General features: G+C 44.3%; 27 protein-coding genes. 14 read left to right on the plus strand and 13 right to left on the minus strand.

What is annotated here, in order from left to right:
• Positions 1 to 54 precede the first annotated feature (54 nt).
• Entirely contained in the window at positions 55 to 501 is a 447-nt protein-coding gene (locus QY309_04280) for a hypothetical protein (protein ID WKZ60698.1), read from the plus strand.
• A 20-nt stretch (positions 502 to 521) separates the two neighbouring features.
• Here QY309_04280 and QY309_04285 read toward each other — a convergent pair whose 3' ends face one another.
• Genes QY309_04285 through QY309_04295 form a run of 3 tightly spaced genes read right to left on the minus strand, consistent with a single transcriptional unit; the run spans position 522 to position 2,655 of the window.
• Entirely contained in the window at positions 522 to 1,556 is a 1,035-nt protein-coding gene (locus QY309_04285) for a hypothetical protein (protein WKZ60699.1), read from the minus strand.
• A gap of 6 nt (positions 1,557 to 1,562) precedes the next feature.
• The gene (locus QY309_04290; GenBank protein WKZ60700.1) at positions 1,563 to 2,129 is read right to left on the minus strand and encodes a hypothetical protein; all 567 of its coding nucleotides are present in this window, start codon (positions 2,127 to 2,129) and stop codon (positions 1,563 to 1,565) included.
• Positions 2,095 to 2,655, minus strand: a complete 561-nt coding sequence (locus QY309_04295; GenBank protein WKZ60701.1) for an RNA polymerase sigma factor — start codon at positions 2,653 to 2,655, stop codon at positions 2,095 to 2,097. Before QY309_04295 ends, QY309_04290 begins: the two co-directional genes overlap by 35 nt.
• 85 nt (positions 2,656 to 2,740) lie before the next feature.
• On the opposite strand from QY309_04295, the gene QY309_04300 reads away from it, so the two are divergent.
• From QY309_04300 to rseP, 4 genes are read left to right on the plus strand one after another with little or no spacing between them, the layout of a single operon-like run.
• A complete protein-coding gene (locus tag QY309_04300; GenBank protein ID WKZ60702.1) occupies positions 2,741 to 3,031 on the plus strand; it encodes a nucleotidyltransferase family protein in 291 nt (96 codons plus the stop codon).
• A 26-nt stretch (positions 3,032 to 3,057) separates the two neighbouring features.
• Complete coding sequence (locus tag QY309_04305; GenBank protein ID WKZ60703.1) at positions 3,058 to 3,363, plus strand: DUF86 domain-containing protein; 306 nt, start codon at positions 3,058 to 3,060, stop codon at positions 3,361 to 3,363.
• A gap of 33 nt (positions 3,364 to 3,396) precedes the next feature.
• Positions 3,397 to 4,554 carry a 1-deoxy-D-xylulose-5-phosphate reductoisomerase gene (locus QY309_04310; GenBank protein WKZ61680.1) on the plus strand — a complete coding sequence of 386 codons (1,158 nt, stop codon included), beginning with the start codon at positions 3,397 to 3,399 and terminating at the stop codon, positions 4,552 to 4,554.
• Entirely contained in the window at positions 4,554 to 5,879 is a 1,326-nt protein-coding gene (gene rseP, locus QY309_04315) for an RIP metalloprotease RseP (protein ID WKZ60704.1), read from the plus strand. The genes QY309_04310 and rseP overlap by 1 nt, the downstream gene beginning before the upstream one ends.
• A gap of 75 nt (positions 5,880 to 5,954) precedes the next feature.
• On the opposite strand, the gene QY309_04320 is transcribed toward rseP, so the two are convergent.
• Positions 5,955 to 6,491 carry a hypothetical protein gene (locus QY309_04320; protein ID WKZ60705.1) on the minus strand — a complete coding sequence of 179 codons (537 nt, stop codon included), beginning with the start codon at positions 6,489 to 6,491 and terminating at the stop codon, positions 5,955 to 5,957.
• A 9-nt stretch (positions 6,492 to 6,500) separates the two neighbouring features.
• On the minus strand, positions 6,501 to 8,474 hold the full coding sequence (locus QY309_04325; protein ID WKZ60706.1) for an OmpA family protein: 1,974 nt from the start codon (positions 8,472 to 8,474) through the stop codon (positions 6,501 to 6,503).
• A 173-nt stretch (positions 8,475 to 8,647) separates the two neighbouring features.
• On the opposite strand from QY309_04325, the gene lon reads away from it, so the two are divergent.
• From lon to QY309_04345, 4 genes are read left to right on the plus strand one after another with little or no spacing between them, the layout of a single operon-like run.
• On the plus strand, positions 8,648 to 11,107 hold the full coding sequence (lon, locus tag QY309_04330; GenBank protein ID WKZ60707.1) for an endopeptidase La: 2,460 nt from the start codon (positions 8,648 to 8,650) through the stop codon (positions 11,105 to 11,107).
• A gap of 44 nt (positions 11,108 to 11,151) precedes the next feature.
• Entirely contained in the window at positions 11,152 to 12,150 is a 999-nt protein-coding gene (porQ, locus tag QY309_04335) for a type IX secretion system protein PorQ (GenBank protein WKZ60708.1), read from the plus strand.
• The gene (gene hslU / locus QY309_04340; protein WKZ60709.1) at positions 12,147 to 13,550 is read left to right on the plus strand and encodes an ATP-dependent protease ATPase subunit HslU; all 1,404 of its coding nucleotides are present in this window, start codon (positions 12,147 to 12,149) and stop codon (positions 13,548 to 13,550) included. Before porQ ends, hslU begins: the two co-directional genes overlap by 4 nt.
• Positions 13,550 to 14,563, plus strand: a complete 1,014-nt coding sequence (locus QY309_04345; GenBank protein WKZ60710.1) for a DUF4421 family protein — start codon at positions 13,550 to 13,552, stop codon at positions 14,561 to 14,563. Before hslU ends, QY309_04345 begins: the two co-directional genes overlap by 1 nt.
• Here the strand turns inward: QY309_04345 and QY309_04350 are convergent, their stop codons facing one another.
• The gene (locus QY309_04350; protein ID WKZ60711.1) at positions 14,564 to 15,058 is read right to left on the minus strand and encodes a histidine phosphatase family protein; all 495 of its coding nucleotides are present in this window, start codon (positions 15,056 to 15,058) and stop codon (positions 14,564 to 14,566) included. It lies immediately after the preceding gene.
• Between the two features lie 32 nt (positions 15,059 to 15,090).
• Here QY309_04350 and QY309_04355 point away from each other — a divergent pair, with 32 nt between their 5' ends.
• Complete coding sequence (locus tag QY309_04355) at positions 15,091 to 16,026, plus strand: lysophospholipid acyltransferase family protein (protein WKZ60712.1); 936 nt, start codon at positions 15,091 to 15,093, stop codon at positions 16,024 to 16,026.
• On the opposite strand, the gene QY309_04360 is transcribed toward QY309_04355, so the two are convergent.
• Positions 16,027 to 17,397, minus strand: coding sequence for a DUF389 domain-containing protein (locus QY309_04360; protein WKZ60713.1), 1,371 nt, complete (start codon positions 17,395 to 17,397; stop codon positions 16,027 to 16,029).
• Positions 17,398 to 17,487: 90 nt separating this feature from the next.
• On the opposite strand from QY309_04360, the gene QY309_04365 reads away from it, so the two are divergent.
• Positions 17,488 to 18,813, plus strand: coding sequence for a sialidase family protein (locus tag QY309_04365; protein WKZ60714.1), 1,326 nt, complete (start codon positions 17,488 to 17,490; stop codon positions 18,811 to 18,813).
• Here the strand turns inward: QY309_04365 and QY309_04370 are convergent.
• On the minus strand, positions 18,805 to 19,461 hold the full coding sequence (locus QY309_04370) for a DsbA family oxidoreductase (GenBank protein WKZ60715.1): 657 nt from the start codon (positions 19,459 to 19,461) through the stop codon (positions 18,805 to 18,807). The two genes, QY309_04365 and QY309_04370, sit on opposite strands and share 9 nt — an antisense overlap.
• A 181-nt stretch (positions 19,462 to 19,642) precedes the next feature.
• Between QY309_04370 and ahcY the strand changes: the two genes are divergently transcribed.
• Both ahcY and QY309_04380 read left to right on the plus strand, forming a co-directional pair.
• The gene (gene ahcY / locus QY309_04375) at positions 19,643 to 20,944 is read left to right on the plus strand and encodes an adenosylhomocysteinase (GenBank protein WKZ60716.1); all 1,302 of its coding nucleotides are present in this window, start codon (positions 19,643 to 19,645) and stop codon (positions 20,942 to 20,944) included.
• 77 nt (positions 20,945 to 21,021) lie between these two features.
• Entirely contained in the window at positions 21,022 to 21,300 is a 279-nt protein-coding gene (locus QY309_04380; protein ID WKZ60717.1) for a hypothetical protein, read from the plus strand.
• A 9-nt stretch (positions 21,301 to 21,309) separates the two neighbouring features.
• Here the strand turns inward: QY309_04380 and QY309_04385 are convergent, their stop codons facing one another.
• Positions 21,310 to 21,834 (minus strand): hypothetical protein, encoded by a 525-nt coding sequence (locus tag QY309_04385; protein WKZ60718.1) that lies wholly within the window; start codon positions 21,832 to 21,834, stop codon positions 21,310 to 21,312.
• Positions 21,835 to 21,844: 10 nt separating this feature from the next.
• Positions 21,845 to 22,399, minus strand: coding sequence for a sigma-70 family RNA polymerase sigma factor (locus QY309_04390; GenBank protein WKZ60719.1), 555 nt, complete (start codon positions 22,397 to 22,399; stop codon positions 21,845 to 21,847).
• A gap of 158 nt (positions 22,400 to 22,557) precedes the next feature.
• Between QY309_04390 and QY309_04395 the strand changes: the two genes are divergently transcribed.
• A complete protein-coding gene (locus QY309_04395) occupies positions 22,558 to 22,917 on the plus strand; it encodes a hypothetical protein (GenBank protein WKZ60720.1) in 360 nt (119 codons plus the stop codon).
• A 69-nt stretch (positions 22,918 to 22,986) separates the two neighbouring features.
• Here the strand turns inward: QY309_04395 and QY309_04400 are convergent, their stop codons facing one another.
• The 3 genes from QY309_04400 to QY309_04410 form a co-directional block, all read right to left on the minus strand.
• A complete protein-coding gene (locus QY309_04400; protein WKZ60721.1) occupies positions 22,987 to 24,435 on the minus strand; it encodes a DASS family sodium-coupled anion symporter in 1,449 nt (482 codons plus the stop codon).
• Between the two features lie 78 nt (positions 24,436 to 24,513).
• A complete protein-coding gene (locus QY309_04405; protein WKZ60722.1) occupies positions 24,514 to 24,768 on the minus strand; it encodes an RNA-binding protein in 255 nt (84 codons plus the stop codon).
• 104 nt (positions 24,769 to 24,872) lie between these two features.
• Positions 24,873 to 26,057, minus strand: coding sequence for a phosphoglycerate kinase (locus QY309_04410; GenBank protein ID WKZ60723.1), 1,185 nt, complete (start codon positions 26,055 to 26,057; stop codon positions 24,873 to 24,875).
• Positions 26,058 to 26,073: the final 16 nt, after the last annotated feature.

Genomic DNA, 26,073 nt, shown 5'->3' on the forward strand with positions numbered 1-26,073 from the left:
TGTCAATCAATCCTTCTTTTCGGACAAGGCAATTCGATCATGCCACCTGATGAAATGATCAAATTAATTCCAAAAAAAGTAGAGGGATTTAATAGTGTTGACCAACACAAAGGCAGAACCATCAAAATTGGAACACTTACGTATTCGATGGTTGAGCAAAGCTTTATTAAAAATAAACGAAAGGTTACCATTTTATTATTCGATTATAATAATGCGCCCATTATGTATTCACAGGCGACCGGCAAATGGTCAAACCTGCCTGAAGTGGAGACGGATACCGTGTCGCAGCGATCATTTTTGTGGATCGAAAACAGGGGTTGGGAGCATTACCATAAACTCAACAATTCTTCACAGGTTTTACTCGGCATCAAGAACAGATTCTATTTGATTGTGAGCGGTGAAGGCGTTGATCTGGATGCCTTGCGCACCATATTGGCCTTGTTTCCGTTAGCTGAATTTCCCGATCAGTACCTTGATTTATCCGATCCCAAACATCGCTAAAGCGCAAAAAATACTCAGGCTTATCGCTTCTTTAGAAAGAGCCATAGGGTAAGTATTCCTATGCCAACCGAAACCAGTACAGCCCACAAGTTCATCTGACGACATTCGGCATACATAGTGTACTCGCGAAGGGCAAACTTGGTGGCTAGCGGTTTCCAAACGGCCACGTTTTGAACAACTGAATCAGCATTGGTATGGATGATTTCCCACGGGAGATGAATTTCGTTTACATATTTTCCGCCATCGTATGCGTAGCTCATAAAATTCAGGCGTGACTCAAATTTTTTGCTTAATGCTTCAAAATCTTTACCCGCCTGATCCTTGTCGAGCGGAATACCAAGTGTATCTGCAATTTGAGCGGGTATGTTGTTTTCGCTTTTCGGATCATCGATAATACGATAAATCAACTCTTTATTTTGATCCAGTGTGTCCAGCCATCTTTTGTCGAGGTTGTTTTTGGCGATTACCGTTTTAATCATGTGATTGGCTTCATCGAATAAGGCCATTTTGACAAAAAGACTAGATATTTTTTCGTTCAACACTTCCAGGTACACACTGTCGGCTTTTGATATGGGGGTGCCTTCACCCGGAAGTCGATCAATGAACGAGAAATCTTCCTGGTTGAAAAAGTTTTCAACAGGGGTGAGGGTAAAGCGGTTAATCGGACGAATGGTTTCTGTGTAATGGATGTAGGTATAAAACCACCGGAATTTTTTGTCGAATGTTGAATGAATCTGAAATAACGTATCAGCCTGCCGATCAAGTTCATTATTTACATCATTAACCGAATTGAAATGTTTACTGAAAGCGATCCGGAATTTGTCATTGTCTTTTTCCTTTTCTGATTTATTTTCAGTAATCTCAACAATCCAACCACTTTGCTTATTAATGCCAAAGTAATTTTGTTCGGCTTTGTCTTTACCGGTTTTCTCCAACACAATGGTTTTGTCGAGGGAACCATCTTCATGCACAATAGTCTTGAATGCGATGGGATTTTCGCAAGCTGTTAGTAAGATCAGTGTAAGCAGGGTGTAAAATATGGTTGTAGTTTTCATGGTTTCTTATTGGAATTGTTGTTTAATACATTCTTTGTACGCCAATTGATTAGTAAATGGTGTCTTACACGTACTAAAAATTGATTTTCGTTTTTTTCGATCTGCTGCTGACGAACGAATGATTGCTGAGTTCAAAATGACTCCTTCTTCCAGTGTTGTTATTTGTGTTTTCTGTTGGGTTCCTGTATGGGTATACTCCAGACCAAAGCTTATCGCTAAAACCAAAGAGAGTGTTGCACACGCATATCGAACCAGTTGGAATGGAGAGAATACTGACGTTAACCGTGTTGTGTGTGAACGTTGTTGCTGTTCATGCACCGCCTGCATAATGCGTGAGGTAAGTTGTGCGGCATGAGGTGCTTTAGTTTTGTTTTTTGAGACTTCACTAACCCGTTGCTGCATCAACTGAACTTGCTGAAACAATTCTGCACAAGTCGGGCAAGTTTCCATATGTTTGCTTACGATTTCTTTTTCTGCGGATGAAATTTCTTCCCACAGGTAAATCGATTGTTCATATTCCCTGCATTTCATAGCTCGCTTATATTTTGTGGTTTGTATTGTAATATTTTTCAAGTCCGGCTTTAATGTGTACCCGGGCGTAGTACAGGTTGCTCTTCATGTTGCCATTGCTCATATCGAGTGCTTTACACACCTCATCTGGTTCAAGTTGCTCCAAATCGCGTAATACAAAAACAGCTTGCTGTTTAGGTGTAAGTTGAGTGGCCAGGTGTAAAATGATGTTTCGTAGCTCTTCATGTTCCAATTCGTTTGTTGCGTTTTCGTTTGCCTGATGTGGTACTGTGTCATCAAGCGTTAATGTTTGTCGATACTTTGCTGATTTCCCTGCATCCAGGCATAGGTTCGTTACAATTTTTCCCAGCCATGTTTTAAAGCGGAAATTAAAATCGTATCGGTTCAGGTTTTTCCACACCCGTATAAAGGCCTCCTGCACAATGTCTTCTGCATCGGTTATTTCGCGCACAAAGCGCGAGGCGAGGGAAATGGCAAATGCCTGATTGGCTTCAACCAATGCACGAAAAGCTTCTGTGTTACCCTTTGCTGATCGCTCAATCAGGTTGAACTCGATTTCCTTATCCATGCAGAAATTTAAGGCTTATACGACTGATGTGTAGTTTGGTCAAATGGCAGGTTAAAGAAAGCCGGAAATTGAGTAAATTTGCATAATGATAACTGATCAGCAAAAGGCCTTGATTATTAACCACCTGCGGGCTTTGTCACCCCAAAAAATTGGTGTATTTGGTTCTTATGCTCGTAGTGAGCAAAGAGCTGCCAGCGATCTGGATATTTTAATTTTTCTGGACAGTTCAAATAAAGTCTCGCTGCTGGACATAGTAGGTGTGGAACAGGAACTATCGGACGCGTTGGGCATTAAAGTGGACTTAATTACAGAACGGTCTCTTAACCCGTTGATTCGTCCATATGTAGAGAAGGACTTGCAATTTATTCTGCAGTGAAAAGCCCGGAGATCTACATTCTTCATATGCTAAATTCTATTTCAAGAATTGAGCAGTATACCAGGGATATTTCTGAGGAAGAATTCTATACAAATTTTCTTATTCAAGATGCGGTAATCAGAAACATTCAGGTGATAGGGGAGGCAAGTAAAAAATTTGAGGAATCGTTTAAAGAATCTAATTTGCATATTCCATGGCGAAAGATAGGTGCTATGCGCAATAAAATAATTCATGAATATTTTGGTATTGACCTTCCTGCAGTCTGGCAAGTTGTTGCGGTTGATTTAATGATATTGAAAGATCAATTACTTGATTTGCAAAATAAGTTGTAACATTCGCCACTCTTTACTTGTTTGATTCATCAATTGCAACCTAAAAAAAACATAGCTCTTCTTGGCTCTACCGGCTCCATCGGCACGCAAGCGTTGGAAGTCGTGCGCGCCTATCCCGATAAATTTGAAGTAGAGGTACTCACCGCGCAAAACAATGCCGACTTATTGATTCAACAAGCCATTGACTTTAAACCCAATGTGGTGGTAATCGGCAATGAAGATCACTATGAAAAAGTGAAAGCTGCCCTTTCGCCTCATAACATAAAAGTTTATGCCGGTGAAAGTGCATTGTGTTCGGTGGTGCAGATGGAAAGCATCGACATTGTGCTCACCGCTCTGGTAGGATATTCCGGATTAAAGCCAACCATCAAAGCGATTGAGGCTGGTAAACCCATTGCCTTAGCCAACAAGGAAACACTGGTTGTGGCCGGTGAGCTGATTACATCATTGGCAAAGGAAAAAGGTGTAAATATTTACCCGGTAGACTCTGAACACTCGGCCATTTTTCAATGCATTGTCGGGGAGTTTCATAACAAAATCGAAAAGATCATTCTGACTGCTTCGGGTGGCCCCTTTCGTGGAAAAAAACGGCAAGAACTGTTAGCGGTAACCAAGGCGCAAGCGTTGAAGCATCCCAACTGGACGATGGGTGCCAAAATCACCATTGATTCAGCTACATTGATGAATAAGGGATTGGAAGTGATTGAAGCCAAATGGCTGTTTGGCCTTTCGGCTGAACAGGTAGAGGTGGTGGTGCATCCGCAATCGATTATTCATTCTATTGTTCAATTTGAAGATGGATCAATGAAAGCGCAAATGGGCTTACCCGATATGCGGTTGCCCATTCAGTTTGCACTTACCTATCCGGAACGTTTTAAATCCGATTTGCCGCGCTTTGATTTTGTGAATTACCCGGCCCTCACATTCGAGAAGCCCGATACGGAAACTTTTCGTAATCTTGCACTTTCCTTTGAAGCCCTTAAACGGGGAGGAAACATGCCGTGCGTGCTGAATGCCGCAAATGAGGTGGTGGTGGCTGAATTTTTACAGGACAGAATTGGTTTTCTCGCTATGCCGGATGTAGTGGAAAAATGCCTGGAAAAAGCGTCTTTTATTCAGCACCCTTCTTTTGACGATTACGTAAACACGGATAACGAAACACGAATTAGAGCTTTAGAACTGATAAACTGATGGATTGGATGGTATCGCTTGCTCAATTGTTGTTGAGCATTTCAATTTTAGTAGCTGTACACGAAATGGGTCACCTGCTGGCGGCCAAATATTTTGGTATGCGGGTGGAACAATTTTCAATCGGCTTTCCGCCAAAACTTATTTCCTTTAAAAAGGGTGAAACCGAATATGCCATAAGTGCCATTCCGCTGGGTGGCTACGTAAAAATTTCGGGCATGATTGACGAATCACTTGATACGGAGACCATGAATAAAGAGCCCCAGCCGTGGGAATTCCGATCTAAGCCAGCCTGGCAACGCCTCATTGTGATGCTGGGAGGAATTTTCGTTAATGTAGTGGTGGGTATTCTCATCTTTATTGGGGTTACCTACACATTTGGTGAAATCTATTTTCTGAAAGATGTCATCAATGAAAATGGTGGTTTTCAGGTTGGCCCGGTAGGAGAGAGCATCGGGTTAAAAACCGGAGATAAGATTGTAAAAATCAACGGACAGGATTTTGAATACCTGCAAGATATCATCAAGCCTGAAACACTATTAGCCGATAACGCCTATTACACCATTGAACGGGATGGAAAATTAATCGACATCAACATTCCTCCCGATTTTATTCAGAAGTTCAATAAACGCGAGGGTGTGGGAACGTTTGTTTCGTTTCGCGTAGCACCGGTTATCGCAGAGGTGAGCAAACAAACACTGGCAGATCGTATGGGTTTGCAGGCAGGTGATAAAATTGTGGAAGTTAACGGACAGCCGGTTTCGTATATTGATGAAGTGAATGCTGCCGTGAAAGCCACCGGTGATTCTATTCAGTTGGGGGTACTTCGCGCAGGCCAGACAATCACTTTTAAAGAATCGTTTAAAGATCAGAAGTCAATTGGTTTTAGGGCCGATACAAAAATGCTTGAGGAGACAATTGAGAAACAAATGAATTATGGTTTCCTTGAGTCTATTCCGTTAGGTACTGAGCGTGCCTTTACCACATTGGTGGTTCAGGTAAAGGCATTTGGTAAAGTTATTTCAGGTGTGCTTTCTCCTCGTGAATCGCTTTCTGGTCCAATCGGAATCATGCAGGCTTATGGAACGGTGTGGGATTGGGAACGTTTCTGGTCGTTAACCGGAGTGCTGTCGTTGGTATTGGCATTCATGAACCTGTTGCCCATTCCTGCGTTGGATGGCGGACATGTTATGTTTTTAAGCTATGAGATGATAGCACGAAGAAAACCATCGGATAAGTTTTTAGAGACTGCACAGAAAATCGGGATGGTGTTTTTACTAACACTAATGGTACTTATTTTCGCGAACGATATTATAAAATTGTTCTGATAGACACAGATTACCTAAAACAGGAAGCCCCACAACATGTGGGGCTTTTTTGTTGGGTTGGTTTTTTTAATGGAATTATTCCTTGTCCGATTGCCGGATTTTCATTGGTGCTTTTTTAGATTTGATCACTACTACACCATTTTTGCCCTTATCCCTGTATTGATCGGTAGCTTTTTCGCCTTTCAATACATCGATTGATTCAATATTTCTCGTGTCAATCTTTTCAACATCTGCCTGTTGAATGATTTTTCCGTCAAGCACAAAAAGGGGTTGAACACCCGTTGAAGGAGAGTAAAAAAATGCACTAGGATTTTGCTCAACGCGTTCTTCTGTTACTTCAGGAGTTAATTCTGGCTTTTTGAAATTTTTAAGCGTAATCACTACCACACCATTCTTTCCAGCTTCACCGAACTGATCAATTGCTTTTTCATTTTTCAATACATGAATCGATTCAATGTCGTTGGGTTTAATATAACTCAAATCATCGTACGTGGTATGTTTGCCATTAACCACAAACAAGGGTTTTTCAGTTGTGGTAGTGATTAAATTGATTTCTTGTGCTGATGCCGTTGCGAAACAGCAGACAACCAATAGGGTATGTAGTGCTTTCATGATTTTAAATTAGTCAATCTTATTCTTTATTTCAAACTCAACCCTGCGGTTTAGTCTGCGGTCGTCATCTGTTTTCTCTTCAACAATGGGTTTTGAGCCCCCATACCCAATGGCCGTAATGCGCGAGGAAGGAACCTTATACTCGTAAACCAGGTAGGCTTTAATCGCATCGGCACGTTCCTGCGACAGGCGAAGGTTGGCTTCCGGTTTTCCTTCTGAATCGGTGTGCCCGCTGATGGTTAGATCAATATGCGGATGATCGAGCATAAAGTTTCCGAGTTTGCTTAAGTCTTCATGCATGGAAGATAAAATATCAGCCTTTCCACTTTCAAACTCCAGCGACTTAAATGCAATCTTGCTTTCAATCGGTTCGGTTTCTTTATTGATTTCCATGTCGCCATCCATAAAGAAAATTTCTTCAATGCGGAAGAAGTCATCGCCTTGGATGATTAACAAATAATTCCGTTTGTTGATCAGCTTAAAATCAAACGTGCCATCAGGCCGCAAAAACTTAGGGGCCACTTCCACACCTTTGTCCAAATCGATGATGGAAACAATACCTTTCATCGGCTTGCCGGTTTGGCTGTTGGTAAGCGAACCCTTTAAGGTTGCGATGGCTTCCGGTTGCGCTTCCATCGGTACCGGAAAGGAGTGAAGATCCAGGTTGGCCGGATCATCACCTTCCGACCGGGCATAATATAATTTTTCCGATTTGGAATCAATGGTGAAATAGTATTCACTTCCGGCACCGTTTACCAGTGGACCAACATTTTTGGGTTCGGCCCAATTGCCATTCTGCTTGTAAGTTTTAAAAATATCAAAATCACCAAAGTTTAACGGATGTCCGTTGGAACTGAAATACAACACATTGAATTTATGGTGAAAGAACGGGCTCACTTCCTGCCCGCGTGTGTTGATAATCGGCCCCATATTTTTAGCCGGTTGCCAGTTTCCGTCTTTATCTTTTATGCTGAAGTAAATATCGGTCATCCCAAAACCACCTTTCCGATCGGAAGAAAAGAAAAGTGTATCGCCTGTGTGCGAGAGGGAAGGATGTGAATCCCAAAATACGGTGTTGATGTTATCGCCTAGGTTACGCACGTTGCCCCAACTGTTGTCTTCTTTTCTATCGGCCACAAAAATATCGCAGCTGCCTTTTGAATCGGGTGAATCACATCGTGCAAAATAAAGTTGCTTACCGTCTTTGCTCAGGCAAGCCGAACCTTCGTTGTAACTGGTGTTGATGGTATTGAAAGGAACAGCATCCATCCACATGTCAAATTCCTGCACGCTGTAAAACAAATCTTCATCGTATCTTCTTTCCAGTGTTTGCGTGTGCAGGTTGCGTTTGGATGTAAAAAGTAAAACGGTATCTACGTTTCCGATGGTGGGTCCGTAATCCGCTTTGGGCGAGTTTACCTGAATGCCCATGTTGAGTAATACACCTTGTGGGGGGCGCAGCGTATCAATTTCCTTTCGGTACTCCACTAGTTCGTAATAGTATTTCAACGGCACATAGTAATCGCTCTGGTATTTGGTAAGGCTATCATATTCTTGTCGTACCTGTCGGCCATCAATATCTTGCTGGTGATGTTTCAAAACTAATTTGTAAAGTAGCACCGCTTCTCCCGGTGGACCAAACTTCTCAGAAAGTTTAGCCAGTTGCCAAAGCATGTTGGTGTTGCGTGAAAAATTCTCAACACCAAACTGTTGAACATAGGCTTTCAATAAGTTGTAATGTGTTTGGTTGCCATTATCTTTCGGGATGGCAGCAATTTTTTCAAGCGATTTTTTATCCGAATAGAAGGAAACGTTGTTGATGTTCGGAAAATTAAAGATGTCAGATTGGCTGTATGTTGTCAGGGTATCGTTTAATTGAACAACACCGCCTTTTTTGAACTTCCGATCGGGTTTTTGGCCAGTTGCCGGAAGAGAAAGTAACAGTAAAAATGCCGGTAGAAAGATTAAAAAATGCTTTTTCACAACATCCGGGTTGGTTGAAGCCGAGTCTTATCGTTAAAGTTGACATAATTTTGCTTCTTTTACAACCTGCCCGGCAGGCCTGCAGACCGGCTTGGCATTACTATTGTCCTTTAAGGGCGCATTGGTTTTTTAGTATTAATTCCATTGGCTTTGTGCCAATTTGACACCTATATATGTTTAATGCATTGCCTATTCAGATGGTTCAGGACGAGACGGATGATTTGATTCAGTTGATTAACCCTGAACAAGAAAGTGATTTAAAACCGACCGATTTACCTGAAGAACTTTCCATTCTTCCCATAAAAAATACGGTGCTTTTTCCTGGGGTGGTAATACCCATTACCGTTGGCCGGCAGAAGTCCATCAAGTTGGTGAAGAAGGCCTACCAGGGTAATAAGATCATTGGTGTGTTGGCGCAAAAGAATGCGCAGGCCGAGGAACCATCTATCGATGATATTTACAGAACCGGAACGGTAGCGCGCATTATCAAGATGCTGGTGTTGCCGGATGGGAATACCACGATCATCATACAAGGAAAAAATCGTTTTCAGATCAAGGAGTTTGTGCAGGAAGAACCTTTTCTTACCGCACAGATAGACCTGCAACACGATGATTCACCTGATGCCAACAATAAAGAAGTGAAGGCGTTGGTGCAATCGCTTAAGGATGCAGCTTTTAAAATCCTGAAACTGAATCCGGAGATTCCGCAGGAAGCACATGTTGCGTTGGATAACATTCACAGCACAGCTTTTTTAATTCACTTCCTGTCATCAAACCTGAACGTGGAAGTAGGTGAGAAGCAACGCATTCTTGAAACGCAAAACATCATCGACCGGGGTACCTTGTTGCTTCAGTTTATGTTGCGCGAAATTCAGATGTTGGAGATCAAGCATGAGATTCAAAAGAAGGTTCATACCGATATTGATCAGCAACAACGCGATTACTTTTTGCGTCAGCAAATAAAAGTGCTTCAGGATGAGTTGGGGTACGATACACCCGACAAAGAAATTGAAGAGCTGCGGAAGAAAGGTGAAGGAAAGAAATGGCCCAAGTCGGTAGCAGATCATTTTAATAAGGAATTGGATAAACTGTTGCGCACCAACCCGGCCGCGCCAGATTATCCCATCGCCATGAATTATGTTGAGTTTTTACTAGACCTTCCCTGGCAGGAATACACCATCGATGATTTTGATTTGAAAAAGGCCCGGAAGATTTTGGATAAAGATCATTTCGGGTTGGAGAAGGTGAAGACACGAATACTCGAATACCTGGCTGTACTCAAGTTGAAGCAAGATATGAAAGGCCCCATTTTGTGTTTGTACGGACCTCCGGGTGTGGGTAAAACCTCGCTGGGCCGATCCATCGCCAAGGCATTGAACCGCAAATATGTGCGCATGTCGTTAGGGGGCGTGCACGATGAAGCAGAAATACGCGGGCACCGCAGAACGTACATCGGTGCGATGGCGGGTAAGGTGTTGCAAAACATCAAGAAGGCGCAATCGGGTAATCCGGTGTTTATCCTGGATGAGATTGATAAGGTGCGTTCAGATTTTCGTGGCGATCCGTCTTCGGCTTTGCTGGAAGTACTCGATCCGGAACAGAACAGCACATTTGGCGATAACTACCTGGAAGTTGAGTACGATTTATCGAAGGTGTTGTTCATCGCCACAGCCAACTCGTTGGATACCATTCACCCTGCTTTGCGCGACCGGATGGAGATCATTGAGATAACCGGGTATACGCAGGAGGAGAAAATTGAAATAGCGGTTCGTCACCTGGTTCCCAAACAATTGGAAGAACATGGTTTAAAAACTTCAGACGTTAAATTCTCGAAGAAGGCCATCGCTAAAATTATTGACAGCTATACGCGTGAGTCAGGTGTACGTAACCTGGAGCGAAAAATCGGAAGCATTGTGCGCCATGTGGCCAAGTCGGTGGCGATGGAAGATGCATTTGATAAAGAGATTACGGAAGAAACCATTCGCAAAGTACTGGGCGCTGAAATTTTTGACGGGGAACTTTATCAGGGTAATGATATTGCCGGTGTGGTAACCGGTTTGGCCTGGACGCAGGTGGGTGGCGAAATTCTGTTTGTAGAATCAAGCCTGAGCAAAGGAAAAGGCGCCCTTACCATCTCAGGTCAGTTGGGTGATGTGATGAAGGAGTCTGCGATGGCTGCGCTCTCGTACTTAAAATCCCATGCGGAAGAGTTAGGTATTGATCACCGTATTTTTCAGCAGTACGACCTGCACATTCACGTGCCGGCTGGTGCGGTTCCGAAAGATGGACCATCGGCAGGTATTACCATGTTCACTTCGCTGGCTTCCATTTACACCCAGCGCAAGGTAAAAGCTAAGGTAGCCATGACCGGTGAAATTACGCTGCGTGGAAAAGTGTTGCCGGTTGGGGGGATCAAAGAAAAAATACTGGCTGCCAAACGAAGCGGTATCAAGGAGATTATTCTCAGCGCAAAGAATAAGCGCGACATTGATGAGATCGAACAGCATTACATCAAAGGGCTTGTCTTTCATTATGTGGATTCCGTTGCGGATGTACTGAAAATTGCCTTACTGAAAGATAAGGTTAAGAACTCCATGAAGTTTACCTTTACAGATGTGAAAGCCGTGGCGTAGATTAGAGCCACCTTTTTAACCCCTGATCTCCTGTGTATCGATTCATGCTAGGAATTGTTTTGATTGCTCTAAGCGAAGGATCGTTGGCACAGATGGGCGGTCGGTCATCATTTGAATTTCTTTCGCTACCTACACATGCCCGCCTTGGCGCGTTGGGCGGTGTTAATGTTTCACATGCCGATCGCGATCCGAATTTCTTTTTCAGTAATCCTGCGTTGGTAAGCGATTCACTTGCCGGATGGGCTTCAGCCGGGTACCTGTTTTACGTAGCCGATGTTGGTCAAGCCACGTTTTCGTATACGCATTCGTTCGACAAAATCGGAGCTGTTTCATTCGGTATTCAGCACATTAACTATGGCGACCTAGAAGGATTTGATGAAACCGGTTTGTCGCTTGGCACTTTTCGATCTGGCGAAACTGCGCTGGTGATCAGTAAGAGTCATCAGGTTTCGAATTTCCGGTTAGGCATTAATTTGAAAGGCGTGTTTTCAAACCTTGCTGGTTTTCGGTCGTCTGCTTTGCTGTTTGATATTGGTGGACTTTTTGTTCACCCTTCGCAGGACCTTACGGTTGGGCTTACGATTCGAAATGCAGGGTTTGTGTTGCAGCAGTATACAGCAACCGAAGATTCAACGTTACCATTTGATGTGCAGGCGGGTGTAACGTTTAAACCTGAACACATGCCCATACGTTTTTCCTTTACTGCGTATAAGTTAACGCAACCCGGTAAGGTGTATGATGATCCAAATGCTGAAGAACAATTGAAATCCCTTAACAAAGTGCTAGGGCATGTTAATTTTGGTGCGGAGATATTGCTGCATCGAAATGTAAACGTGCTGGTTGGGTATAATTTTTTAAGGCAATATGAATTACGTTCGGATGCTGGCGGAGGCGGTACTGGTTTTACATTTGGTATTTCGGCAAAGATCAAGGCATTTGATCTGGTAGTCAGTCAGAGCCGATATAGTGTGGGAAATGCAAACTATGCCATTACCCTAAATGCTAATCTGAACAACATGATTTTAAAGAAGAAGACGATATGATGGATTCAAGTTATTTAACACCGCAACAAATTGTAGCCGAGCTGGATAAGTACATTATCGGTCAGCACGATGCCAAGCGCAATGTAGCCATAGCGTTGCGGAACCGTTGGCGCAGAATGAGTGTGCAGTCGGAGATAAAAAATGAGATTGTCCCCAATAATATTTTAATGATAGGGGCAACTGGGGTGGGTAAAACAGAAATTGCCCGAAGATTGGCCAAGTTGGCGGATGCGCCCTTTGTAAAAGTGGAGGCTTCTAAATTTACGGAAGTGGGTTACGTGGGCCGCGATGTGGAGAGCATGGTACGCGACCTGGTGGAGCAATCGGTAAACATGGTGAAATCGCGTAAGAAGGAGGAGGTGAAGGAAAAAGCAGCGGCCATTGTGGAAGATATTATTCTGGATGCTCTTATTCCACCGCTAAAGCAACAAACTGTCCGAACGGGTTTTTCTCCGCAACCCGAGGTGGTGGGGCAGGAAGTACCTACGTCCGACATGGAGTTGAATGAGCGCACCCGCGCATTGTTTCGTGAGAAGTTGAAAAACGGAGAACTGGAGGAGCGCAAGATCGACATTAACATCAAGCCTTCAGGTAATCCAAATATAGGCATGATCGGAGCGGGCATGATGGATGAGGTTTCTATGATGAACCTGCAAGACATGATCAGCGGCATGATGCCCAAGAAGGCAAAGAAGCGTAAGGTTACGGTGGCTGAAGCGAGAAGAATTCTATTGGAAGAAGAAGCTTCCAAACTCATAGATATGGATGAGGTAAAAGACGAAGCCATTCAACGCGCAGAAAATGCCGGTATAATTTTTATTGATGAGATTGATAAGATTGCTTCCGGTTCAAAAAAAGGTGGCAGTGGCCCGGATGTAAGCCGCGAAGGGGTACAACGCGATTTGCTTCCGATTGTAGAGGGCAGTACGGTGAATACCAAGTATGGTGTTATTAAAACCGATCATGTATTGTTTGTGGCGGCTGGGGCCTTTCATATCAGCAAGCCCTCTGATCTGATTCCTGAACTTCAGGGGCGTTTCCCCATTCGTGTTGAGTTAAACAACCTGACGCATGAAGATTTTGTGCGTATTTTGAAAGAACCGAAGAATGCCCTCACCCGTCAGTACCAGGCTTTGTTTGAAACAGAGGGTGTTGCGGTTGAGTTTACAGACGATGCGATTGAAGAACTGGCCAAGACAGCCTTTACCATTAATGCCGAAGTGGAAAACATTGGGGCCCGCAGGTTGCACACGGTGATGAGCCGGTTGTTGAATGAATTTTTGTTTGATGTTCCTGATAAAATTCCAACAAACGCCCGCATCACCATCAACGCTGATTTGGTGCGCGAAAAGCTTTCAGGATTGGCGAAGAATAAAGACCTAAGCGAGTACATCCTGTAATGCGCATTCTGGCTTTTTCTTTTTTTGTTTTCATTTTTATAGGAGTTACCGCGCAAGACTCCCTGCGCGCGTATTACATTCAGGATTATCCTGAACGGTTTTCGCTATGGCCGGTGCTGAAGCAACGGTCGTTGTCATTTGCTGTACGCGACCGTCAGGAAGAAAGGAGCCGCATTAATTATTATCCGAATAATTCATTCTCATTGGGTGTGGGTGGATATATTTTTGATTTAGCCATTGAAGCAACATTTGCCATTCCGTTAAACGAAAAGAGTAAACAGATCTACGGTGAATCTGAGGTTCGTGATCTTCAGGTAAATCTGTTGGCTAAAAAATTTGCAGCCGATGTTTATTACCAGAAGTATACGGGTTTTTATATTGACGACAGGCGTACGACCATTCCGCCAGGTAACCCGTATCCACAACGTGCGGATATCGATACGCGCAATTTTGGAATAGGAGGGATTTATGTTTTCAACAACCGCAAATTTTCGCTTCGCTCCGCGTTCAACTATGTCGATCAGCAACTGCGCAGTAAAGGTTCATTTATTCTGGGAGGTACAATCAACTCCTTTAAACTTGCAGCTGATTCGGTGGTGCTGACTGAAGCTTCACGAGCAGAATTAGGCGAAGGTGCTGATTTTGATATGCTACGCAGCACAACCATAAGCCTTACACCAGGCTACTCGCATACGTTTATCTGGCGTAAACTCTTTTTGAATGGCACATTGGCGGTGGGGCCAGCGCATCATTGGATCCGTTATCAAGAGACCGGAGTTCAAAAAGATGACATCACCATCAATTCAACTTCTTACGTGCGATTGGGCGTTGGTTACAACAGCGATCGTTTTTTTGGAGGCCTCGGTTTCTCTGCGCAATCACGAACCATCCTGTATGGCGACCTTCACGTGGTCAACACCACTTCCATGTTTCGTGCGGTAGTTGGGTATCGCTTTCGCGAGATTGGCATTTTGGAAAAGCGCGCGGTTGATTTTATCCCGATGGGGTTATAATCAATCTGTATTCTTAGGAAAATCAAAAAAGAGCAGTTGCCCCGACTGCCAGCTAACATCTTTCCATTCTTTCACCGGTAGTTTACAAGCCACAATGCCACACGTAGGTACGTTGTCTATTCGGATGTTCATCAGGCGATTGACAAAGTCGGTAAACCCGGGATTGTGCCCAAACAGAATCACCACATCATCCGGTTCTTTCAGGTTTTGAACAATATCCAGTATTTCTTCTTCATCAGCATGGTACAACCGTTCTTCTGTTTTGATGTTTTGTTTCGGAAATTCAATTGTCTCGGCAAATAACGTACATGTGGTAAGGGCCCGATTAGCCGGACTGGTAATCAGCTTGTCGGGTGTAATGCCTTTCTCTTTAAAGCGCTTACCCATTCGGGGTGTGTCGCGCAGGCCGCGTTCATTCAGGGGTCGATCAAAATCTGAAAGGTCATGGTCGGCCCAACTGGACTTGGCATGGCGTATGAGAATAAGTGTTTTCATTATTTGATGTTGAGAAATAGTATCTTAGCCGCGTGACAAAACGATCGAAGAAATTTAAGAAGATCCGCAGAAAGATACGCTACCCGGCCATTCTAGGACTGGTGCGCATCATGATTTTTATTTCCCGGCTCTTTCCTCGAAAAGCGTGGCTAGCCCTATGCGGATTTCTTGGTGGTGTTTCTTTCTGTTTTGCCAGGCGATCACGCAAGCTGGCCATCCGGCACCTCACCATGGCCTATGGAAAAGAGAAATCAGAAACGGAAATCAAGGCTTTGGCCCGCCAGGTTTTTGTGATGATGGGAAAAAATGCGGGAGATATTATGCGCGCGTTCAAGGTTGATAACCTGGAAGACTTCGATAAAATCAGGGTAGCCAACAGGGCTGAAATTGCGGAGCAAGCTTTCGCAAAAGGGAAGGGTGTTATTTTTCTTACCGCTCATTTGGGTGCGTTTGAATTTGTAGCAACTGAGCTTGCCTTTCGCGGGTATAAGCCGTTGATTATCGGTACACCTATGAAAGACAAGCGGCTCACTGATTTGTTATGGGAACAGCGTAATAAATTAGGTGCATCAGCTATTGAACGTGGCAAGGAAACGGTTCGGTTGATCAAAACACTAAAATCCGGAGGCACCATCACCATTTTAATTGATCAGGATACAAAGGTAAAAAGTGTGTTTGTTGATTTCTTCGGAATACCCTGCGCCACGCCAATTGGTGCAACGCTGCTGGCCCTGAAAACCGGTGCTGCTATTGTTCCGGTTTTCTATCACCTGCGTGAGGATGGCATGCAGGAAGTAAATTTTTGCCCGGAAGTAGAGCTGACGATTACGGGTGATGAAGAAACGGATATGAAGGTGAACACCCAACGCCTCAACGATGTGATTGAAGCGGAGGTACGCAAACACCCGTCACAATGGCTGTGGTTGCATGAACGTTGGAAGACAAAACCAGGGCAAGAGATTCGGTAATTATTCAATTACCAATTGTACATTTTCTGATTTAACCCGTGCCTTAAGCCAGCCATCCAGTTTTTTGATTTCAGTTCGGGTAGGCCTGCGTGCAAACTTGGCATACGCGAGGTATACGGTATCCTGCTGAAGGGAATCCAACCGCATTAAAAAACTTTGGTTCACACTAAAGTTGGTAAGCGTAGGGTAGAGCGCTTTAAGTTCAGGTGAAAGCTCCTGGGTGTAATTGGAAACACGTTTTATACGCGTGAGTTCCGATTCCAGTAATTTAATACGCTCATCTTTATTTCGAAGGGTTTGTTCATTTTGTCGGTAGAGTTCTTCAATAACACCGCTTCGGATACTGCTGGCCAGAGAGGCTTCGTTTACGCCCTCATCATAACCCTGCAATACAATAAGCTGACACTCTTCCAGGTTGTAATTCGATAACTGCTTGCGCGCCTGGTCAATTATTTCTTCGTTTACCGGTTCGCCAAAGAGTGTAACTTCAATAACCGGATTTTTTGAGTCGTACCGAAGATCGCGGCTGATTACTTTCGTATTATCGAAGTTCAACTCCTGACTAATGAAGGATACCGCATTGCGTTCAAAGAAACTATGTTTTACCGTTTGATACGCCAGGTATGTACTTGGTATAATCGTAATGATCACAAAGAAGGTGATCCATGTTTTTACTTTGCGTTCGCGCGCAGGATCTACAAATTCTTTTTTCGGATATTTTAAAAAGCGTACGATGATGTAGGTTGCCAGGCTAATGAATACACTGTTGATGAAGTAGAGGTAAAATGCCCCCAGAAAGTAATACATGTTTCCTGAGGCTAACCCGAATCCGGCTGTGCATAACGGTGGCATCAGTGCTGTGGCAATGGCCACACCGGGAATGGCGTTACTCTTCTCTTTCCGTGAACCAGCCACAATGCCTGCTAAGCCGCCAAAGAAGGCAATCAGCACATCCCAGATGGTTGGGTTGGTGCGCGCCAGCAATTCTGATTGTGCGGTGCTGAGCGGACTTATGGCAAAGTACAATGTAGAGGTGGCCACACTGAATAGCGTAGCGATCATCAGGTTGTTGAACGATTTTTTTAGCAGATCAAGATCGTTGATGGCCACGCCTGTTCCGATGCCCAGTATCGGGCCCATGAGTGGCGAGATTAACATGGCACCAATAATAACTGCCGTAGAGTTTACATTAAGTCCAATAGAGGCAATGAAAATAGCAAAGATGAGAATCCACAAATTGGTGCCCTTGAATTCAACCCCTTTGCGGATATACTCCAGCGTTTCGTGTTCATCGGCTTTGTCGCTCTCCAGGTTAAACCGGTCGCGAACAAATTGTGACAGCATGACCAATAATCGTTTTTCTGATGACATAGCCCGGTGATAAATTTTGATTGGAAGATAATGAAATCTTGAATCCCACCCCTTATTTTATTTATTTTCACCGTTTTAAGTTTGTGCGTTATGAAGGTATCCGGGATCGTGTTTTTAGTGTTTTGGTCGTTACAAGTAAATGGCCAGGTAGTGAATGTATTGGTTGACAGTTCGGTCAATACGCGCGGCCAGTATCCAACCGAACCAGGAATTGCCATCAGTTTTAAGGACCCGAATAAGCTGGTGCTGGGCGCATCATCAGGTAAGGTGTACGTAACTGAAGATGGCGGTAAGGAATGGAAGAATGTGAACCTCACTTCTCCTTTTGGTATCGGTTATGGTGCCCGGGTGTTATCCGACTTCTCGGGTAATTTCTACTACATCCATTTAGCTGATCCGGATGTAAAAGCTTCAGAAACGTTTCATGACAGAATTGTGGTGCAGCGATCGAAAGACAATGGCCACACATGGGATGGTGGCAATGAAGCAGGATATAATCCGCCTAACTACCAGGTTCAGCCGAATGCCATTGCTGATCGGAAAGGAAACATTTACCTCACGTGGACGGAAATTGAAAAACCCGGCAGCAAAGAAGCTGAATGCGTATCGCGAATACTTTTCAGCAAGTCTTCTAATGGATCGAAATGGTCTAAGCCGTCAATCATTTCTGTTCAAGGCGGCAATTGTATTGATGGTGATGGTATGGCAAAAGGGGGAGTACCCGCTATTGCCTCTGATGGGAAGATGTTTGTGGCCTGGTCGCAAAATGGAATCTTATACCTCGATCGGTCCTTTGATGGTGGAGACTTTTGGCTTTCCAATGATATTGCCATAACCGAACAGCGAGGCGGTTGGAAATTTGATATTCCAGGCGTTCAATCGGTAAATGGTTTACCAACCTTGATCTGCAACAATACCAAGGGAAATTTTGCTGGTGCCTTGTATCTGGTGTGGGCCGAACAGGTTGCGGACGATGATACCGATATTTATTTCACACGTTCATTAAACTATGGCGATAACTGGACACAACCTGCACGCATCAACGATGATGATCCGGGTAAACATCAGTTTATGCCGGCCATGACGATTGATCAGGTAACAGGGCATGTTTACATTTTGTATTACGACAGAAGAGATCATGATGACAATAAAACCGATGTGTACATGGCTTGGTCAGACGATCATGGAGCCACATTTAAAAACGTAAAGGTTAGCCAAACGCCTTTTCTTCCGCAAGACGAATCACTAGGAACGCATATCAGCATTGCTGCACATAACGGAATAATCACACCAGTATGGACACGTAGTGATAATGGCAAGTCAAGCATCTGGATGGCGATCATCCGACATTCCGAGCTTGCAGGTGCCCAACCTGAACCTGTTAGTGATAAGAAGAAAAAGAAAAAGTCAGACTGATGCGTTTTCCATCGCAGCTTTTTGAATCACTTCGATAAACGCTTCGGGTGGTTGCGCCCCCGATAGTCCGTATTTGTTGTTAATGATGTAGAATGGAACTCCGGTTATTCCCAATTGTTGAATTTCCTTTTCAGCTTGAATTACTTCGGCCACGCCCACGTCAGTTGAAAGCAGTTGTTCCACCACGTTTCTTTCCATGCCAGCTTGCGTTGCACACGTAATCAAATTTTCATTTTTGCTGAGATCAACTCCATCCGTAAAGTATGCCTTCATAAAGGCTTCCTTCACTTCAGTTTGCTTGTTAACATGTTTAGCCAACTGTATAATGCGATGCGCATGGCGTGTATTGGGTGAAACAGCTTGTTTGTGGAAATTGAAGACGAGTCCCTCCTCAGCGGCCACTTGTGTAACGTGTGCTGTTATTTTATCGTAGCGTTCTTCACCACCGAATTTCTGCGATAAGTATTGCTTTTGATTTACACCGCTTTCCGGAATGGAAGGGTTCAGTTCGAACGGATGATAGGTTACCTCGAACGTATATTCGCTGTTCAGTTTGTTAAGTGCTTTCTCCAGCCTGCGTTTGCCAATGTAACACCACGGACAAACCACATCGGAGATTACATCAACCTTGATGGTTGGTTTAGTCATCTTTTTAATTCAGTTAAACAAAACATTCAAACAGGTCAATCGTTGAAATGGTTCAAACAATTTAGCATTGGCACTGGTTAGAACATGGCTTGGGCATGATAAGGATTTTTGGATCCTTTATGGTATTTTTGCCACTGCTTTAACTCAAAAACTGGCTTTAAACACAAAAAACTCAATAAAAATGGTTGATACGCTGAAATTCAAAGTAAAAGACATTTCCCTGGCAGATTGGGGAAGAAAAGAAATTAAACTGGCTGAAGCAGAAATGCCGGGCCTTATGGCAATCCGTGAAGAGTATGGTGCTAAGCAGCCCCTGAAAGGCGCGCGCATTGCCGGCTGTTTACACATGACCATTCAAACGGCTGTGTTGATCGAAACACTTATCGAATTGGGTGCTGAAGTAACCTGGTCGAGCTGCAATATTTTCTCAACGCAGGATCATGCCGCGGCCGCCATTGCTGCTGCCGGTATCCCGGTGTTTGCCTGGAAGGGCATGAACGAGCAGGAATTTGATTGGTGTATTGAACAGACTTTGTTCGCATTCAAAGATGGCAAGCCGTTGAACATGATTTTGGATGATGGTGGCGACCTGACCAACATGGTGTTGGATCGTTTCCCTGAATTGGTTGCCGGCATTAAAGGAATTTCGGAAGAGACTACTACCGGTGTTCACCGTTTGATTGAGCGTGAGAACAATGGTAAACTTCCATTGCCAGCCATCAACATCAACGACTCGGTTACCAAATCGAAGTTTGATAACAAGTATGGTTGTAAGGAATCGCTGGTTGATGCAATCCGCAGAGCAACTGATGTAATGATGGCTGGTAAAGTAGCAGTCGTTGCCGGTTATGGTGATGTTGGAAAAGGTTCTGCCGCTTCGTTGCGCGGAGCCGGTGCGCGTGTTATTGTAACTGAAATTGATCCGATCTGTGCGCTACAGGCTGCGATGGATGGATATGCGGTTAAGAAGATGGATGATGCCGTAAAAGAAGCCGACATTGTAGTAACCGCTACGGGTAACTTTGGTATTGTACAAGCCCGTCACTTCCAGGCGATGAAGGACAAGACCATTGTTTGTAACATCGGCCACTTTGATAATGAAATTGATGTAGCGTGGTTGAAAGCCAATGCCAGCCGCGATGAAGTAAAACCTCAGGTTGATTTGTATACGCTGAAGAGCGGAAACCAGATCATCTTATTGGCTGAAGGCCGTTTGGTGAACTTAGGTTGTGCTACAGGCCACCCTTCGTTTGTGATGTCAAACTCATTCACGAACCAAACTCTTGCGCAAATTGAATTGTGGAACAATGCAGGTAAGTATGAGAACAAAGTTTACATGCTGCCGAAGCACTTGGATGAAAAAGTGGCCATGCTGCACCTGAAGAAGATTGGTGTAGAACTGGAAACGCTTTCACCTGAACAAGCCAAATACATTGGTGTGGAAGTAAAAGGTCCGTTTAAGCCGGATTACTACCGCTATTGATTTTTGAGAATCATGTTAAGATCAAGAAACCCTGTAGCGATACAGGGTTTTTTTATGATGATGGTTATCTTTGTGGTATGAAAGGGTTTATAATAACAGTATTCAGCGTTTGTTTATTTGTTTTAACCGCCACAATATCACGCACAAGCGAGGAAGTTGAGTTAACCTGCGTTAAGAAACAGATGGCTACACAAACGTGCCATTACAATTTTACCATCAACGGTATCCGGTATCGGTTTATTGACAACGGCTGCAAGAGTAAAAAAGAGGACATCCTGAAAAAGGCCAAAGAGGGCAAACTGGCCCTAGCCAAAGATTGGAAGATTGATTGCGAGGTTAAGAAAGGTGACGATTAATTTTATCCTTTAGAAATTCATTCTTGTTCTGCGCTCAAACCAGGGCTTTAGTATAGCCCGATCGAGTACCAGAAAAGCCAGGGCAATGTTGAGCATGATAATGATGTTCATGATCAGCTTTCCGTTTACCGGAATGGTAGGTAAACTTTCCTGAATGTATTTGTTCTGTATGCCCATGTCATTAAGATCAATGGCGCCTGTGCTATCAAATACGCCAGCTGATAATAGAAAAGCACCTATGCCTACGGCAATCATCACACCGATCAAAAGAAAAATTCCGTTTTTCAGAGAAAGTCCACTACGCAGCGGATATTGATCCAGTCCGCTCATCACGCGCTGTGTAAAATTTTTAGAGGGCTGTTCAAGTGTTGAGGTTTTTAAAACCTGTGTAACGGTTTGCAAGGCAGCCAGTCGTTGTTGCAAAACCGGTGATGAGGCCAGTTCCTGATCCAGACGCGCTTTTTCGGATGGTGATAAAGTTCCATCCAGGTACGCGATCAGGTTTTCTTCTTGTTGTTTGCTGATATTTTTCATGGCCGTATGGCTATAAAGTTAATGCTTCTTTTTTTAATAATAAGGTCAATTCTTCCGCCAATCGCTGGCGTGCCCGGTGCACCCGTACCTTTACGGTATTGGCTTGCATGCCGGTAATTTCCGCTATCTCCTCCAGTGAGAATTCCTCCAGGTAAAACAAACTGATAGCCAGTTTATCGGCCTCATTCAATTTGTTCATGGCCTGCTGAATATACTTTTTTTTATCGCTGCGTTCCAGGATGCCTTCTGCTTCCTGTCCGTACTCCACCACCGTTGTTTCAATATCCTGAAACTTTACCTTGTGCTTCCGCTTATAACTGACTGCTGTATTGAACACAATCCGGTAAAGCCAGGTTGAAAACTTCGCATCACGCTTGAAATTCTTCAGGTGATGGTAGGCTTTTATAAACGCATCCTGTGCGGCTTCTTCGGCCTCCGATCGGTTTTCCAGGATTTTGTAGGCAATGGTAAAGGCATAGCTTTTATGCCTGTCTACCAATTCGGCATAAACGGCCTGGTTGCCGGCAAGAATCCTGTCAATTAACTCAAATTCGGGGTCTGTCATGACGCACCTTGGACGCAGTATTTCATGCTTAAGTTACAGCTTTATCAGGTAAGTTCGCTTTACCTTCAAGCCGATGCTAAACTAATTTTTGTTCGGCCTTGTAACCTGCCTTTAAACACTTGCGTCAAAGGGGCAGATTTCACTTAAATACTTGAAATATGAATGATGCAACCTCAGTAATTGGCGTAATGATTCCGATAGTGGGAATAGTAGGCGCGTTTATAATGATTGTTTACCTGCGTAGGTTTGAAAATACGGAGCGCATGGCCATGATTGAAAAAGGTGTAGACCCTGCACTTTTTGCTAAAAAGCAACGCAGCGGTACTTCGGGTACGCTTCGCGCTTCTCTTTTGTTTATTGGGGCGGGACTTGGTTTACTGATCGCGTATTTTCTGGATCGCGCCTTCTATATGGAAGAAGTAGCGTATTTCTCCATGCTTTTCATCTTCGGTGGTTTGGGCTTGGGTGCCGCGTACATGATTGAAGAAAAGAAGCACCGCGAGGAACAAAACAGATAACCTGTAACAATCTCAGGAGAGGCTGTTGTCATCATGACGGCAGCCTTTTTTATTTTTAGATACGGGAGGTTACCCAAACATCCATTGCACCAAGGTTATGGAAAACAACCAGATGATGATGATGGAGATAATGTTCAACAATGCTCCGGCTTTCACCATATCCTGAATGCGGATGTAACCGCTGGAAAAAACAATCGCATTTGGAGGCGTTGCAATGGGAAACATCAAGGCAATGCTGGCACCCAGGGTAACCGGCAATCCCATCAAAATCGGATTTACATCCATAACTGCGGCAATACCAAAAACAACCGGAACAAATACGTTTACCAGCGCTACGTTGCTCATCAGTTCTGAAAGCAGCACCGCTATCACAATCAGAATAAGCGAAAACCAAATGGTAAATTCATTTTGGCCGGCAATCCATTGACCAACGGCATTGATTATCCCTGCTTCATCCAACCCTTCTGCAAGGCAAAGTCCACCGCCAAAAAGAAACAAAATACCCCATGCCAGCTTTTCCGTATCCGACCAGGTGAGTATGAATTTACCTTGACTGAAGTTCACCGGCACCATAAACATCAACAGCCCTCCGCACATGCCAATGGTGGTGTCGTTAAGCAGCTTGATGTTGAGCCATTCATTTATGGGTTGCTGAAACATCCAGAAAAACGCAGTGATTGTAAAAATTACCAATACGAGCTTTTCACTTTTTTTTATGGGGCCTAGTTTGGCGAGACGATTCGCAATTAATGCTTCTGAACCTTCAACCTTTTTAAGGTTGTTCGGAAAAATAATTTTCGTAACCAGCAGGTAGTTCGCCAGAATCAACAGCGCAGCAACCGGCACCCCAATAACCATCCACTCGGCAAAGGAAATTTTCAAATCAAAAAAATCTTCCAACAATCCTTTAAACACCACATTGGGTGGTGTGCCTACAATGGTGGCCATGCCGCCCAGTGAACTGGCGTATCCAATGGATAGCAATAAGCCCGTTGCAAAATTTCTTTCTCCCTTATTGCTGATGTCTTCAAAGGTTTTGACATCATTGAGCAAAAGATGAACCACCGAAACGGCTATCGGCAACATCATCATCGCGGTGGCGGTGTTACTGATCCACATGCTTAACAAGGCAGCGGCCAGCATGAAACCCAGAATAATGCCATTGCCTGATGTGCCCGTAAACCGAATTAATTTCAAGGCAATCCGCTCATGTAGTTTGTGTTTCTCCAGCGCCAGCGCAATCATGAAGCCACCCATGAACAAGAATATAACCGGGTGTGCGTAGGGTAGAGCCGATTGATCAATCTTCATCACATTCAATAACGGAAAACCAACAAGAGGCAAAAAGGCAGTTACCGGAAGGGGAACAGCTTCGGTGATCCACCACGTTAACATCAAACTGGCGAGTGCCAATACTTCCGGAGCTTGTGGTGAAATCAGGTTTTCGGGAAAGAAAAAGTACAACGCCACAAACAAGAGTGGTCCTAAAAAAAAGCCGATGCGTTTCGTTGTGCTCACCAGTGGAGATTGAACTGTAAAGTAAAAAAATAACCCCGGGGTTAACGGGGTTATCAGGTTTTAACGTGGGAAATTTTTTTAAGATCGTTCCCCCTTTGGATTAGCAGGCTTCACCACGATTACGCGGCCATCCAGCTCTTTTTCATTTAATCCATCAATGGCAGCCTGTGCTTCTACATCGTTGGGCATTTCTACAAATCCATATCCTTTAGAGCGACCGGTTTCGCGATCTTTAACAATTTTCACGGACGAAACTTCACCATACTGAGCAAAAGCACTTTGTAAATCCTCTTGCCGGGTCTTGAAATTGAGTTTGGCAACAAAAATGTTCATGATAACAGAGAAATTAAGTTAAAATTATAGCCGACTGCGCATCGGCTAATCAAATATAAAGAATTAATTGATTTTTAAAATAGCCGCCTTGTGCTGGTGCTGCTTTATTCCAGCGCTTTTACACCCGGCAATATTTTTCCTTCAAAGTATTCCAGCAGCGCACCACCACCGGTAGAAACATAACTCACCTGGTCGGCTACGTTAAATTTGCTTACAGCCGCGGCAGAATCGCCTCCGCCAATCAGGGAGAAGGCGCCCTTCTTTGTGGCTGTCACCACGGCTTCGGCAATGGTTTTGGTGCCCGCCTGAAACTTCTCCATTTCAAAAACGCCCATCGGTCCGTTCCATAAAATGGTTTTCGATTCCTTCACCACCCGCGAAAATACTTCCGCGGCCTGCGGCCCGATGTCGAGTCCCATCCAGCCTTCCGGAATGCCGGTATTATTGGCTATGGAAGTATTGGCGTTGGCGTCAAACTTATCGGCCACAATACTATCGATGGGCAGGTGAAGCTCAACACCCATTCCCTTTGCTTTCTGGATCAGGTCTTTGGCGAGGTCAAGTTTATCGGCTTCCACCAGCGAGTTGCCGATGTTGCCGCCCATGGCTTTGAAAAACGTATAGGCCATGCCACCCCCGATAATCAGGTGATCGACCTGTTTGAGCAAACGCTCAATGATTAAAATCTTATCGGAGATTTTGGCACCACCCATGATGGCCGTAAAGGGCTTCTCCGCCTTTTCCATTACGCGTTTGGCATTATCGAGTTCGGCAGCCATTACCAGGCCGGCACATTTCTTATCAAAGAATTGCGCCACAATGGTGGTGGAGGCGTGTGCGCGGTGCGCGGTACCGAAGGCATCGTTTACGTAGATGTCGCCATGCTTGCTGAGTTTTTCGGCAAACTCAAGGTCGCCTTTTTCTTCTTGCTTGTAGAAGCGCAGGTTCTCCAGCACCAGCACCTCACCGCCTTGTAAGGCAGCTGAAAGCTGATACGCCTCTGCGCCAATGCAATTACCGGCAAACTTTACCGGCTTGCCCAACAGGGCTTCCAGTGTTTTTAAAGTATGCTTCAATGAATATTTTTCTTCGGGCCCTTCTTTTGGCCGGCCTAAGTGCGACATCAACACGCAACTGCCGCCATCGTTCAGAATTTTTTTGAGGGTAGGAATGGTGGAGCGGATGCGGTTGTCATCCGTTACGTTAAAACTTTTATCGAGCGGCACGTTGAAGTCAACACGAATGAGCGCACGCTTTCCGGAAAAATTGATGTCGTTGATGGTTTTCATGAGCGATATAAATTAG

It is taken from the genome of Cyclobacteriaceae bacterium, from assembly GCA_030584025.1.
Taxonomy (GTDB): domain Bacteria; phylum Bacteroidota; class Bacteroidia; order Cytophagales; family Cyclobacteriaceae; genus UBA2336.

What these genes read in the sequence shown, in the direction of transcription:
- QY309_04365 (WKZ60714.1), top strand. Translation starts at nt 17,488, where the DNA reads ATGAAGGTATCCGGGATCGTGTTTTTAGTGTTTTGGTCGTTACAAGTA.
- QY309_04300 (WKZ60702.1), top strand. Translation starts at nt 2,741, where the DNA reads ATGATAACTGATCAGCAAAAGGCCTTGATTATTAACCACCTGCGGGCT.
- QY309_04280 (WKZ60698.1), top strand. Translation starts at nt 55, where the DNA reads ATGATCAAATTAATTCCAAAAAAAGTAGAGGGATTTAATAGTGTTGAC.
- QY309_04405 (WKZ60722.1), bottom strand. Translation starts at nt 24,768, where the DNA reads ATGAACATTTTTGTTGCCAAACTCAATTTCAAGACCCGGCAAGAGGAT.
- QY309_04395 (WKZ60720.1), top strand. Translation starts at nt 22,558, where the DNA reads ATGAATGATGCAACCTCAGTAATTGGCGTAATGATTCCGATAGTGGGA.
- hslU (WKZ60709.1), top strand. Translation starts at nt 12,147, where the DNA reads ATGATGGATTCAAGTTATTTAACACCGCAACAAATTGTAGCCGAGCTG.
- porQ (WKZ60708.1), top strand. Translation starts at nt 11,152, where the DNA reads ATGCTAGGAATTGTTTTGATTGCTCTAAGCGAAGGATCGTTGGCACAG.
- QY309_04370 (WKZ60715.1), bottom strand. Translation starts at nt 19,461, where the DNA reads ATGACTAAACCAACCATCAAGGTTGATGTAATCTCCGATGTGGTTTGT.
- QY309_04360 (WKZ60713.1), bottom strand. Translation starts at nt 17,397, where the DNA reads ATGTCATCAGAAAAACGATTATTGGTCATGCTGTCACAATTTGTTCGC.
- QY309_04410 (WKZ60723.1), bottom strand. Translation starts at nt 26,057, where the DNA reads ATGAAAACCATCAACGACATCAATTTTTCCGGAAAGCGTGCGCTCATT.
- QY309_04295 (WKZ60701.1), bottom strand. Translation starts at nt 2,655, where the DNA reads ATGGATAAGGAAATCGAGTTCAACCTGATTGAGCGATCAGCAAAGGGT.
- ahcY (WKZ60716.1), top strand. Translation starts at nt 19,643, where the DNA reads ATGGTTGATACGCTGAAATTCAAAGTAAAAGACATTTCCCTGGCAGAT.
- QY309_04305 (WKZ60703.1), top strand. Translation starts at nt 3,058, where the DNA reads ATGCTAAATTCTATTTCAAGAATTGAGCAGTATACCAGGGATATTTCT.
- rseP (WKZ60704.1), top strand. Translation starts at nt 4,554, where the DNA reads ATGGATTGGATGGTATCGCTTGCTCAATTGTTGTTGAGCATTTCAATT.
- QY309_04390 (WKZ60719.1), bottom strand. Translation starts at nt 22,399, where the DNA reads ATGACAGACCCCGAATTTGAGTTAATTGACAGGATTCTTGCCGGCAAC.
- QY309_04380 (WKZ60717.1), top strand. Translation starts at nt 21,022, where the DNA reads ATGAAAGGGTTTATAATAACAGTATTCAGCGTTTGTTTATTTGTTTTA.
- QY309_04345 (WKZ60710.1), top strand. Translation starts at nt 13,550, where the DNA reads ATGCGCATTCTGGCTTTTTCTTTTTTTGTTTTCATTTTTATAGGAGTT.
- QY309_04385 (WKZ60718.1), bottom strand. Translation starts at nt 21,834, where the DNA reads ATGAAAAATATCAGCAAACAACAAGAAGAAAACCTGATCGCGTACCTG.
- QY309_04350 (WKZ60711.1), bottom strand. Translation starts at nt 15,058, where the DNA reads ATGAAAACACTTATTCTCATACGCCATGCCAAGTCCAGTTGGGCCGAC.
- lon (WKZ60707.1), top strand. Translation starts at nt 8,648, where the DNA reads ATGTTTAATGCATTGCCTATTCAGATGGTTCAGGACGAGACGGATGAT.
- QY309_04285 (WKZ60699.1), bottom strand. Translation starts at nt 1,556, where the DNA reads ATGAAAACTACAACCATATTTTACACCCTGCTTACACTGATCTTACTA.
- QY309_04320 (WKZ60705.1), bottom strand. Translation starts at nt 6,491, where the DNA reads ATGAAAGCACTACATACCCTATTGGTTGTCTGCTGTTTCGCAACGGCA.